This is a genomic window from Rhodoferax sp. (assembly GCF_028689305.1).
Classification (GTDB): domain Bacteria; phylum Pseudomonadota; class Gammaproteobacteria; order Burkholderiales; family Burkholderiaceae_C; genus Rhodoferax.
On record NZ_JAQTWM010000001.1, the window covers coordinates 106,556 to 119,422 of the forward strand.

Here is a 12,867-nt window from a genome sequence, read left to right on the forward strand (position 1 = left end):
TACTGCAACGTCGGCGATTTGGCTTGGTGTCAACATGCCGGTTCTAGCCAATCTGGCTCTTCTAGCGGTTGGTCTGCAAAATCATCCACGGTCGTTTCGACCATAGCTCGGGCCACGTCAACAGCGGCATCAAGCTGTCCTACTTTCAAAAGGAAGACTACAAGTTTGTCGTGCGGGATAGAGCGTTTTGCCGATACACGATCGTCAACGACGGTAGTGGCGTCAATGAATTGACGCCAACGATCCCGATAATGCGCAGCAAATGCGTCGAACCGCTGATCTGAATCCTTCCAACCATAGTGAGCATCCCACCCGTGGCACGAAATTTGCGCAGCAACAATCCACGGATACGCCTTGTGGCGACCTTCTAGCTCAAGACTTAGCTCAAAAGCTGGATCGAATAGATCTGCAACTGATGAGTAACGGTTATCTCTATCCCTGAACTCCCCAAGCGTACGAAGTAAGGCGATGCCTTGTTTTTGGCACTTCCAATGATCGAACCACTCCTTGAGAATTCGACGTTCTGCCACATATACCTGCATCTCTTTCAGCTGCGCCAGCAATGCATCCAACGCATTTGGTGGGTACGTCGAAACATCAATGGCTACAGGCTCCTCATTGGACTTCGTGTCTCCAAATCGCTCTTTGCCTAGGTCATCGACTGGCATTCCGAAGCGCGAGGCTCGTTCGTCAAGCAGTTTTTCTGCCTCAAGTTCACCCTGAGTTGCACGTTCTCTGACAGCCGCAACAGCATGTGAATCCCAAAGAAAACTTGCTGCTAGTTTCACAACAGGGTTTGATAAATCTGCCTTCTCCATCAATGGCGCAAACACCCGTTCTGCGCTGTACCACTCCCCACTCTCAACCCAGTGCTTGTAGTATCGAACGTACGATTCCGGCATGACCTCTATAAGAAGCGGGGCTAAGTCTGACTCACGCGAGCCAGCGTCTTCGGTCATGTCACTAATGCACGTGATCACAGGCGAGATTTGGCGAATAGCCCAGCGCGCCACGTCAGGCGCAGCCGGGATCAGCGCCTCGATGGTATGAATTACGTAGGCGAGACTCGGATCTTTTCGCCAACCATAACCAATCAAGCAACAATATGCTCGCTTCAAAATTTCATTCGCCAATGCTTGCAGGTCGAAACGCAAGGCCCATTCGCACAGATCGACGTAGGACTGTGCACGCTCATTGAACGGCGAGATGTTGCTGGAAATATTGGATAGTTCTGCCGTGATATCCGTCTCAACGGCTTCCGTGTCCAAAAGCTTGTAGCCTGCAATCAAATACTTCGACCGCCAATGCTCCAGTTGAAAATGTCGGGAATTTCTTGCCCTTTGCCATTCCGACACGGGAATGGTCGCAAGCCTTGATTTGGGTCGACACAACAAAAATAAGTCAGCAGCAATTGAAGTCAAGGCACGCTTGAACGCATGGTGGTCCATTGCCGAATCGTGATCGCTTGGCGATTTGAAATCGTCCAGCAATCGATAGGGCATGGCGAACGCGGGCAAATCACCACGGGCCAATATTCCTGCCGTTGACTGCGCAATAACTTCAAGCTGGGCAATGGCTTGTGTTAGCCATGGGCGCTTGGGGTAAGCAATCGTTTCTGCGGGATCTAGCGCGCCTCTCAATTCAAGACGTCGCATCACAGAGTCAAAGAACAGAGTATGCAGATAGCTTTCGAGGTCCGTTTTGGATGTAGCCCAATGATCTACATCCAAGGCAGCGTTGAATCGTTTGAATGGCACGCGCTTGAAGGCCGCCCGCTGGTAGAGCAAGGCCCAGCATGCGGATAACGGATGTGTTCTGAATCGCTTAAAGCTAGGCCAGATATGAAGCTTCGCATCGCACCATCCTGCAAGACGTACAGCAGAAACTTCGAGCTCACGCCGCATCTGCAATTTCAGAGGAACGTCAGCAAATTGAATTAGTTTGTCCACGTCGCCATGACGTGCCAGATCGCTTAAAAAAATTGCAAAGACGGCTGCGCTATCGTCTCCGAGCCCGCGGCGTATGCTTGCTGCTGTGCTCTCGGCGTTGAATTCACCGGTTCCAGCTAACAGCTCCAAATAGAGTTCAACTGCGGTCTTAAACTCACCGTCTTCAAATGCATTGGCTGCGAGCTTGTCGTTAATTCGGGTTCTGATGCGGCGTAGGCAATCGACTGCGTCTGCTTTTCTTCCTGCCCATAGATATTGCATGCCGAGCCTATGCAATTTCTCAATCCTTGCTGTGTGTACTTTGGCAGCCAACAACGTCACTGGATAGTCATCATTGGCAAGTTGCATTGCACAGCGCTGTAGCTTAGTAACATCATCTAGCTGAAATTCAGGGCCATTGAGCATACGGGTCTTCACCCATCGACGGCGAACGGCGAGCCCATATTCGCCCGCTCCAAACGCGACACTCTCCGCACGCTCGAGAATTTGAACGATTTGATTCGGTGGATAACCCTTCGCCAAACTTTCAAGTACCCATCTTCTGTCTGTGTTGTCAAGCAAGGGCCTCGCGTCGCCTATTTTTTGCTGGTAGAGCCAAAGCCATCCCCATTTATGAAAGGGCGGTGCAAACTGATCGAGCCAGTGCATCACTGCTGGCATTAGCGCTTGGACTCGATTGTCGTGGTCCAGTTGGCCTTGCACAAAAACATACAAGCTGCCATGAAAAGCGATCTGGCCTGCCTCAACCCAGGTGAACAGATGACCGACTTCTCGTCGTAGCTCACCACCGTGAAACTCGAGGCAGTCCTCTAAGCCGTTCATCGGCCAAATGAATGTGGCATCCGCCATTAGGTGAAGGGCATCCTTGGCTTTGTGTGAAAGTGTTTTCCACAGTCCGTCGTAATAGTCCGCGGCGTCTTTGCTTGGAGCCCTTTGACTTTCCCTTACAAGCTGCGGTGAAAGTTGATAGTGCTCCCGCGACAAAGCTGCGAAGCTGTATGTCATGACAAGAGGATGGCCCTGCGAGATATCCTGAAAGGCAGTTGCTATAGCGGCAAGGCCGTCAGTAGTCCGACTAGAGGCTTCAATTTCAAATTGCTTGGCATCAAGTTGGACTTGCAGCCAGCCTTTTGTCGATACCTGTGACATTCGAGGAACTTCAACCCAACACTCGAGCGGAGCGTACCTCGAGAAGTGTGACGGCAGCTGCTCGGCATCTACTCTTTGTGTTCCTATCAGCAATGTCACGTTTTCCGGCAGTGGAAACAAAGTATTGAACAGACTGTCTAGTGGAGCTTTGTTCTTTTCATGTTCGCGCCATACGTGATCTAAGCCGTCGACCACGATGATGAAGCGCTTGCCTTGCTGAGCACAACCGCGGGCGCATGCGTTGATCCAATCGGGCAGATGCTCAGAATTTCTCTGAATGCCGGCGACGAACGGAAAGTAATCTCTTTCCATTTGTGCCATCAGTGAATTTGCTACTACGTCGAATGTGAACCGATCGATGCGCTCATGCAGATGGAGGAAATAGTGGTGACGAATGACAGGGTGGCTTAGCTGCTTCAGCTGGGCGCAGACATAGCTCAAAAATGTACTTTTCCCTTGTCCTGGAGAGCCCCAAACTACTCGGACACCACCCGCATTCTCGACAAGATCATTGACAAATGTTTCAGCGAATGTTGCATCTGGCGGGGTATAGCCATCGGGTATTCGAAAGGATTGATCAAGTGGCGCTGGTCGCCGCTGATCAAGGATTGCACGGACTAGATCTATTCGTATGAATCCATCTGGATTTGGGAACCCTTTGCGGGTCGCCCAATCGATGGCCTCTCGAAAAAGCGCGTTGTACCCGTCACGAGTTTTCGTATGTCGAGGAATTAGGCGGTTTAAGACTAAACGATCAAGTGATTCGTAACCCTGATGGCTATGTCGGATCTCGAATGCAGAGAAAAATAGGTTGGCCCGTTGCTCGTCGCCCAACTGCGCAATGATTTGCGCACGAATTCCTGCTGACGCTGACTGCCAGTTGATTCGATTGCCATCGGAATTCAAGCTCTGTTGTAGCTCTGCATCTGGTCTACGGTTCGTTATCGCCGCTGCGCTGGCGACGAGGGCAGGATCGAACCTCTGGTACGCGCGTTCCCACTTTTGCAGCAACGATAAGCCCTTTGGTTTGTGGGTTAGCAACCATTTCCAACTAAGCGCATTGTCGGTATCAAACGGGTCAACCGTTAGTTTGATTTGTTGAAGCACAAAACGACCGTCTCGCCTCTTGGCAACTACGTCATCAAGTCCTTGTGCTTGCTCCTCATCATCCGCCTCGAACTTTACCCACTCAAACAGTGTTGGATCATCAAGCCAATCACATAACAGGTCTATCCCTGCCCAAGTTTGATAGATGTATCCGCCCGCAGTAATGGCGGAGTGCTTGATGATTTGATTCACGCTGATTTCAACTTCAATGTGCCGTTGCTGGGTGCCTAGGTTTTGGATGAATCCTGGTATTAAATGGGATCGGGTATACCGAATCGAATGCCGGCAATGCTAAAGAGTTCTTTCCATTAATCGCATGCCAAACCCGACACCCCCACCCACCCCCATCAACAACCTCTGCGTCGCCCGAGTCGCCGCCACATAAAACACCCGAGCCGCTTCCTTCTCTTCCTCCCCCGCAGCAGGCATATGCCCCACGCCGGGTAGCGCCACCACGGGGAACTCCAGGCCCTTGCTGACCTTCATGGTCATCACCTTGATCTTGTTGCTGGTGGGGTCATAGTCACCAATTCCAAGCCGGTTCTCTACCGGCAGCTTGTGTTGCGCTAGGGTGCGGGCGCACAGGTCGCGCGTCTTGGTGTCCGCGCACAGCACGGCCATGTCGCCCCACGCAAAGCCCTCCTTGTGGGCTTGGGCCAGGTGGTCGGCAATGGCCTCGGCCTCTTCGCGCAGGGTGGGCAGCTGGATGATGATGGGCTCGGGGCCGTCGCGCCCGCAGCTCACAGGTTTGAGCAGGAGCACGCCGTCGTCGTCGCAGTCGTCAGCCGTGAGCAGGTCCGCGGCCACCAGGCTGGCGGTGTGCAATATCTGGCGAGTGTTGCGGTAGTTGATCTTCAGGATGGTGGTGCGCCCCTGCGCCTGGATGCCCACGCTTTTGAAGCTGAACTGTTTGCTGCGCGCGCGTTCGTAAATGCTTTGTGCGTCGTCGTACAGCACCAGCAGGCTGTTGGTGGCCGGGTCCACCATTTGGGTGACTAGCTTGAGCCATTCGGGCGCGAAGTCGTGGCCTTCGTCGATCATCACCGCCTGGTACTGGCCGCTGGGGATTTGGCGGCGGTCCACGGCGGTGATAACGCGGTGCACCATGTCGTCCATCTTGGCGGACACAGTGAGTCGGCTATCCGGCAGAGTCTGTCCAAAGGCCACCAGTTGGTCTCGGCACCATCTGTGGAAGTGGCGCACATGCGCACGGTCGCTCAAGCCTTTGGCCTCCATGCTGCTGGCCAGCTTCACGCCCAGCGGCTCGTTGAAGCACAGGATGAGGATGGGCTTGGCCGTCGGCGTGCAGGCCCGGGCCAGGTATTCGGCGCGGTAGCCCAGGATCATGGTCTTGCCCGAGCCGGCCACGCCGTGGATGACGCGGTGGCCATCGCCCAGGCTGCGGGCCAGTTGCTCCTGCTGCAAGTCCATCACGCGCATGATGTCGGGCAGTTCGGCTTGCTCGTCGTTGTCGTCAAACAGGCTGCCCTGTGCTTGCACGCGCACCTGGGGGAACATGATCCAGCGCACGCGGTCCAGCTGCGGCAGGCTCATCACGCCGCGCATCATGTAGGGGAACATGTCCCACAGACGGCTTTGCAGGTCTTCAGCCCCCACACTTTCCAGCATGTCGTCCTGACAGATCACGCGGTGTGGTTCGATGGCATGCTGCAGCTCGGCGGCTTCAAACTGTTTGCGCGTGATGTTGGGCAGCACCACGCCGTAGCTCCAGGGAAACGCCAGCTTGCCCCTGTGGCGGCCGTCCGGCTGCACCAGTTGCAGGTCGCGCTCCAACGCGTTGACGATCTGGTGAGCGTATTGGCGGGCTTGCTCCAGCGGGCTGGCTACCGTTTTGGGTGTGCCGTCGGGGGTAATGACCCAGTCGTTTTTGTTGGCTTGCTGGATGGTGCCAAGCTTCCAGTCCTTCACCTCCAGCACCAGGATGCCGCGGTGCGGGTGCATCACCACAAAGTCGGGGTGTGCGTACTGCGGCCCCACCGGCACGTCATACCAAAGCAGATAATCGTCATCCAGCTTTTGCTCCAGCCGCTCGGCCAGACGGCGTTCGCCGCCGGTCATGCGTGAGGCGCAACTGCCTAATGCTGGCATCAGGGTGGCCATCTGTTATCTGCTCCCATTGATTGTTGACTCGCTTGATTATGCTGAAAACCGCCAAGCTCCAACGCTGAATCAGCGGGCGCTGCCCTGATTTGCCACCACCACTGGTTGCCATGCTCTTTTTGCACTGCATCACCGCCCCGCAAAAGCAATAGACAAACAGGCACCTAGCCCGCGTAGAATATACCCAAACAGCTACAAATTACATAGCAAATGAGCGACACCCCCAAACCCCCGATGTTCCGCCGCGCCGCGCCGCCCGCAGCCAAAGCCCCCATTCCTGCTGGTCAAAAAAACACGGCGGCGCATGGTGCTGATGGCACCGTGCGGCTGAACAAGCGCATGGCCGAGCTGGGCCTGGCCTCGCGCCGCGAGGCCGACGACTGGATCGCCAAGGGCTGGGTCAAGGTCAATGGCCAGGTGGCCGAGATGGGCATGCAGGTCAAGCCGGACGTGCGCATCGAGATCGACAAACAAGCGCAGGGCCAGCAGGCCAACCAGGTCACCATCCTGCTCAACAAGCCGCTGGGCATTGTCAGCGGCCAGGCCGAAGACGGCCACCAGCCCGCCATCACGCTGATCCAGCCGCAAAACCGCTGGGCCGAGGACAACGCCCGCTTCTTCTTCCACGGCAGCCAGCTCAAAAGCCTGGTGCCCGCCGGGCGGCTGGACATCGACTCCACCGGTCTGCTGGTGCTGACACAGGATGGCCGCGTGGCGCGCCAGCTGATTGGTGAAGACTCGGTGATGGAAAAAGAGTATCTGGTGCGCGTGATCTACACCGGGGTGGTCAACACACTGGCTGCCACCTCGGCGGCAGCCACCCACGCCGCACGGCCGCCGGCCCGCAGCCAGACGCCCGCCAGCCCGCAGACCACCCGCCCCGCCCCACCCACCCAGCTCAGCCGCATTGACGATGACGACCCGGTCAGCCAGGACGTGCAATCGGTTTTTCCCAAAGAAAAACTGGCCCTGCTGCGCCATGGTCTGAGCCTGGACGGCCAGGCCCTGCAGCCCGCCAAGGTTGAGTGGCAAAACCCCGAGCAGCTGCGTTTTGTGCTGACTGAGGGCAAAAAGCGCCAGATTCGCCGCATGTGTGAACTGGTTGGCCTGAAGGTGGTGGGCTTGAAGCGCGTGCGCGTCGGCAAAGTGATGCTGGGTAACCTGCCAGTCGGCCAATGGCGTTACCTGGCCCCGCACGAGCGGTTTTAGTCCCGCACCCCTAGTCACCAAGGCCTCCGGCGCCCACAATGGGCGCCATGACCACCCCCATCCCCCCCAGGAAACCCGCCCGCCATCTGCGGGCCTCTGACCTGCGCGCGCTCGCGCTGCTGGGCACCGAAGCCACCCGTGCAGTGACCACCATTGCCGAAGGTGTGCACCAGTCTGTCTGGCGCAGCCTGGGTGCCCGCGATGGTGCCGACAGCGGGCAGACCCGGGGCCTGACCGGACTGGTTTACCAAAGCATCCACGGCATCACCCAGCTGGTGGGCAAGGGCCTGTCCAGCACCTTCACGCTGCTGGAGCCCCTGCTGCGCCAATTGGAGGGTGCCCCTGACGACACCCCTGAGCGCGCTGCCGTCGTGGCTGCCCTCAACGGGGTCATGGGCGACCGCTTGCAAGCCAGCGCCAACCCGCTGGCCACCCCCATGACCCTGCGCCACCAGGGACAGGTGCTGAGCAACGCCACCCCGCCCGCTGCGCAGGCCGTCACCGGCAAAGTGCTGCTGGTCATCCACGGCCTGTGCATGAATGACCTTCAGTGGAGCAGCCAGCACCAGGGCAAGCCGGTCAACCACGCCAGCGCCATCAGCACTGCCCTGGGTTACACCCCGGTTTACCTGCGCTACAACTCGGGCCTGCACGTGTCCGACAACGGCGCCGAATTGGCGCGCCAGCTGGACGACGTGCTGCGCCACTGGCCGGTGCCCGTGCAAGCCGTCAGCGTGCTGGCCCACAGCATGGGCGGGCTGGTGATGCGCAGCGCCGTGCACTGCGCCACCCAGGCTGGTTGGCAGTGGCTGTCGCAGCTCAAACACATCGTCTTCCTGGGCACGCCGCACCATGGCGCGCCGCTGGAGCGCGCTGGCAACTGGGTGGATGTGCTGCTGGGCAGCACCCCCTACAGCCGCCCGTTGGCCAAGCTCGGCCAGTTGCGCAGCAGCGGCGTCACCGACCTGCGTTACGGGCTGGTGCTGGATTCAGACTGGCAAGGGCAGGATCGTTTTCGCCGCCAGCCGGATCGGCGCACCCCGCTGCCCCTGCCTGCCGGTGTGGCCTGCTTCACCGTAGCAGCCACGCTGGCGGGCCAGCGCAGCGCCATGGCGGACCGGCTGGTGGGTGATGGCCTGGTGCCGCTGCCCAGCGCCCTGGGCCAGCATGACGAGCCCCGGCGCTGCCTGGATTTCCCCGCCGCTCACCAGCACATCGCCTACCGCACCGGCCACCTGCAACTGCTCAGCGACCCGACCGTTGCCCAGCAGCTTTTGCGCTGGCTGGGCACATAGCAGCCACGACGGCCTACCTGCGCCACAAGCCCGACAGCATCGCGCGGCCACGCACCAACAGCACCTGGCTATTGACGGTGCCCACCAACAGCAAAGAGAGCAACAGCAACGCCCACTCAGACAGGGTGGGCACACTGCTCACCCCCGCAAGCAATGGCACGCCGGCACCTGCCGGGTCGTTGATCGCACCCACGGCGGGGTTGTTGTCACCCTGCCCGTTGTCTGCCACGCTGTAGGTAATGGTGTTGCCGCTGATGGTGGCCGGGTGCTCGTACCAAGTGGGAGCGGCGCCTGCGGTGGCCGGGCCGAATTTGAAGAACTTGCTGCCAGGGGGCAAGGCATGGGGGTAGGTCAGCGTGATGCTGATGCCGCTGGCGCAATTGGCATTGGTGGCAAAGGCCAGCACCCCGTGGGTGAAGGTGTACCCGGCAGGCAGCACACCACCGGCACTGGCCGCAGTTTGGTAACCCACATTGCTGAAACCGCAGGTGGCCGCCCCTGTCAGGCTGGCACTAACCGTGCTGCCGCTGCCCGGTGCAGTGGCGCTGTAATTGGTGTTCAGGGTAAAGCTGGCGGTCACGCTCTTGGTAGCGGTGACACCGGTCAGGGAGCAGCTTGTGCCTGAGCAATCCCCACTGAAAGCGTTGAAGCTGTACCCTGCGTTCGGGGTTGCCGTGCAAGTGGCATTGCCGCCAAGGCTGACCGGGTTGGGCGTGCAACTGACCGTGCCACCAGCTGCCGGGCTGGCGGTGGCGGTCACCGTGAAGGTGGGCACGGCGGCCATGGTGGTGCTGGTAAAAGTGTCGGTCACACCGCCAATGCTCAGTACCGTGTTCACGCTGCTTGAAAAACTGGCGCTGGAGGTATGGCGCACCGTCACTGAGTCGCCCGCCGAGACCGTTGCACTTGCATTGGTCCAGCTGCCAGTGCCAATTTTGTATTCCCCCCCGCTGATGGTGATGGTGGCCGGGGCGTTGATGCCGCTGACGGTGATGGCATTGGAGGTGATCACGGTCGATGTCGCCACACCCGTCTGATCCGTGAAGCTGAAGGCCACGGGTGTCGTGTCGGAAAATTCGTAGCTCAACACCCGCCCGCTGCTGCTGGCGGCGTACATCGTTTGGCCGTCGGGGCTGAGCGCCAGTGCGTTGATTTGCCAACTGGCCGCACCAGCCGCGTTGGGGCCACTGCCTTCCCAGGTGTTGACGGCGGCCGCAGCCAAACCCACCCCCAACAACAGGGTGACACTGGTTAAAAGTGATTTGAGTTTCATAGGGGGTAAGTCGGTGCTGGGTCAGTTTGGCAAACCGGTGTTCATGGCCGCCCAGCTGGTGCAGCCATCGGTGCTGGCAAACACGCCAGCGGTGGTTCCGGCGTACAGCGTGCTGCCTGAGAGCGTCAGGCTGTTGATGTTCGCAGCGCCGCCGGGCAATGCCCCACAGGCCATCCAGTTGCTGCTGCCATCGCCAAAAAACACTCCCGCGCCGTCGGTACCGGCAAACAGGCGGCTGGCATCGGCTTGGATCGCCAGTGCTTTCACGCTCAGGTTGCTCAGACCCGTGTTGAGGGCAGCCCAAGTCGCACCGCTGTCGAGGCTTTTGTACACGCCGCCACTGTCTTGCCCGGCAAACAACGTGCTGGGCGTGACCGGGTTCACCACGATGCTGCTGGTGGTGATGGCGGCGCTGGCAAACGCCAACGGGTCAAGCACATCAGAGACAGTGCTATACGATGTTTTGGCCACCAAGTAGAGGTCGTAGTTGGTGCCCACGCCTAAACCGCTGATCGCGAAGGTTTGGGGCGTGGTTGCAGCCATGGCTGCATTGCCGCTGGCTGCCACGCTGACACCCCGGTAGCTGGCAACCCCGGCGATGATCTCCGTGGCCAGCGGTGCAGCGGCTGCGCGCGGCACCACCATCCAGTAACCGGTGGCCGCCACGGGGCTGGTGGCGGTCAGCGTGGCGCTGCCTGGGGTGATGCCAGACAAGGCGGCGCGGGTCAGCCCAAAAGAACCAAAGGCCTGCCCGCTTCGCACAAGGCGAACATAGTAGATGTTGGTCTTGAAGGGGGGGTTGCCGTCGGGGAGGCCGAAAGCCACGCTCGCCCCGAAACTCGGGACAAGCACGAAGGATGTCGTGCTCCAATACATGTAAGCGCCGGTATTCGGAAACACGCTGCTGTCAATGCGCGGATGGACCCCGGTTTTGACCAGCGTTTTGAGCTCATTGAAGCTGGGCACGCGCCAATCGCTATAGCCCTTGTAGTTGCCCCCACTTTGCAGGGTGGCGGCCTGGGTTTGTGCCCCCACCCAGTCATAGAGCGCGGGTAAGCCGGTGCAGGTATTAGCCCCCTGGGTTTGCCCCAGGGAGCACTGGTCCCATATCAACCCGGTGGAGGTGTCGGTGACCGTGCCGTCATTGTTGTCAACAAATGGCGCAGCGGCCTGGACCTGGCCTGCCAGCAGCACGGCAGCGGTGAACAAGATGCCAAGGTAATGGCGCAAAGAATAAGTGGTGGCGGTCATGGTGGTTGTCAACAATCCATTAAGAGAGCATTGAGCGCACGTCAAGCAAGGGCTGGATACCAATTTGGCTCAAAAAATCGCCATGAATCAGCCGCCTTAATTCGGCAAGCCGGTGTTCATGGCCACCCAACTGGTGCAGCCGTCGGTGCTGGCAAACACGCCTGCGGTGGTGCCGGCATACAGCGTGCTGCCAGCGAACTTCAAGCTGCGCACATTGAGTCCACCACCTGACAGTGCCCCGCAGGCCGTCCAACTGCTGCCGTCGCCATAAAACACACCCGCGCCGTCGGTGCCGACAAACAGGCGGCTGGCATCAGGTTGGATGGCCAGCGCCTTCACGCTCAGGTTGCTCAGGCCGGTGTTGAGGGCAGCCCAAGTCGCACCGCTGTCTGTGCTTTTGTACACGCCGCCACTGTCTTGCCCGGCAAACAACGTGCTGGGTGTGACCGGGTTCACCACGATGCTGCTGGTGGCGATGGCTGCGCTGGCGAACTCCACCGGGCCAAGCACATCCGAGACGGTTTCATAGGAGGTGTCTTTGGCCACCAGATAGAGGTCGTAGTGGGTGCCCACGCTTAAACCACTGATGGCAAAGGTTTGAGGCGTCGCTACATCCATGGCAGCATTGCCGCTGGCTGCCACCGTGACACCACGGTAGCTGGCAACCCCGGCCATGATCTCCGTGGCCAGTGGCGTAGCGGCTGCGCGCGGCACCACCATCCAGTAACCGGTGGCCGCCACGGGACTGGTGGCGGTCAGCGTGGCGGCGCTTGGGCTCATGCCAGACAGCTCGGCACGGCTCAAGCCAAAAGTGCCAGAAGACTGTCCGCTCCGCACGAGGCGGACAAAGTTGGTACTAGCCTTGCCACTGGCGTCGGTACTGCCGTTGAGGAAAACGACGGTCCACGCAAGACTCGGGAAAGGCCCCCAGGTTGTCGCAGACCAATACCAGGAGGAGCTGGTAGCAGGAAACGCGGCGCTGTCAATACTTGGGCTCACCCCGGTTTTGACCAACGTTTGAAGCTCGTGAAGATTGGGCAGGCGCCAATCCGCATACCCCTTGTAGCTGCTACCACTTTGCAGGGTGGCGGCCTGAGTTTGGGCACCCAACCAGGTGAAGGCAGTGGGTGAACCGGTGCAGGTGTTGCCACCTTGGGTTTGGCCCAGTGAGCACTGGTCCCACATCAGGCCAGTGGAGGTATCGGTGACCGTTCCATCGTTGTTGTCGACAAATGGCGCAGCCGCCTGGGCCTGACCCGCCAACAGCAAGGCAACGGCGGCCATGGCGCCCAGGCTGCGGCGCAAGAAAGGCTTGGTGATAAGTGTCATGGTGTTATCAACGATCATGGATGACTCTGCCTGCGAACCTGCACCAGCGCCACCCCAGCCAGCACCAGGGCCAGCAGCATCAACGCCCACTGCGACAGGGTGGGAATGCCGACAGCCCCCGGCACCCCCGGCCCACCCGCGTCCACGATGGTGCCGTTGGGTGTCAAGTCGTCATCCCCCACGC

Annotated in this window: 8 protein-coding genes; 2 read left to right on the top strand and 6 right to left on the bottom strand. The window is 59.3% G+C overall.

From position 1 onward, the window contains the following. Positions 1-29: 29 nt before the first annotated feature. Complete coding sequence (locus PHW99_RS00515) at positions 30-4,397, bottom strand: NACHT domain-containing protein (RefSeq protein ID WP_300172648.1); 4,368 nt, start codon at positions 4,395-4,397, stop codon at positions 30-32. Positions 4,398-4,496: 99 nt separating this feature from the next. Beyond that, complete coding sequence (locus tag PHW99_RS00520; RefSeq protein ID WP_300172650.1) at positions 4,497-6,326, bottom strand: NERD domain-containing protein/DEAD/DEAH box helicase; 1,830 nt, start codon at positions 6,324-6,326, stop codon at positions 4,497-4,499. Between the two features lie 210 nt (positions 6,327-6,536). Here PHW99_RS00520 and PHW99_RS00525 point away from each other — a divergent pair, with 210 nt between their 5' ends. After that, positions 6,537-7,535 carry a pseudouridine synthase gene (locus tag PHW99_RS00525; protein ID WP_300172652.1) on the top strand — a complete coding sequence of 333 codons (999 nt, stop codon included), beginning with the start codon at positions 6,537-6,539 and terminating at the stop codon, positions 7,533-7,535. A gap of 47 nt (positions 7,536-7,582) precedes the next feature. Then, positions 7,583-8,830, top strand: coding sequence for an alpha/beta hydrolase (locus PHW99_RS00530; RefSeq protein WP_300172654.1), 1,248 nt, complete (start codon positions 7,583-7,585; stop codon positions 8,828-8,830). A 13-nt stretch (positions 8,831-8,843) separates the two neighbouring features. Here PHW99_RS00530 and PHW99_RS00535 read toward each other — a convergent pair whose 3' ends face one another. The 4 genes from PHW99_RS00535 to PHW99_RS18810 form a co-directional block, all read right to left on the bottom strand. After that, entirely contained in the window at positions 8,844-10,103 is a 1,260-nt protein-coding gene (locus tag PHW99_RS00535; protein WP_300172656.1) for an IPTL-CTERM sorting domain-containing protein, read from the bottom strand. A 21-nt stretch (positions 10,104-10,124) separates the two neighbouring features. Then, positions 10,125-11,354 carry a DUF1566 domain-containing protein gene (locus tag PHW99_RS00540; RefSeq protein ID WP_300172658.1) on the bottom strand — a complete coding sequence of 410 codons (1,230 nt, stop codon included), beginning with the start codon at positions 11,352-11,354 and terminating at the stop codon, positions 10,125-10,127. A gap of 96 nt (positions 11,355-11,450) precedes the next feature. After that, positions 11,451-12,683, bottom strand: coding sequence for a DUF1566 domain-containing protein (locus PHW99_RS00545; RefSeq protein ID WP_300172660.1), 1,233 nt, complete (start codon positions 12,681-12,683; stop codon positions 11,451-11,453). A gap of 14 nt (positions 12,684-12,697) precedes the next feature. Continuing rightward, positions 12,698-12,865: an IPTL-CTERM sorting domain-containing protein gene (locus tag PHW99_RS18810; RefSeq protein ID WP_366912853.1), complete on the bottom strand. Its 168-nt coding sequence runs from the start codon at positions 12,863-12,865 to the stop codon at positions 12,698-12,700. Positions 12,866-12,867: the final 2 nt, after the last annotated feature.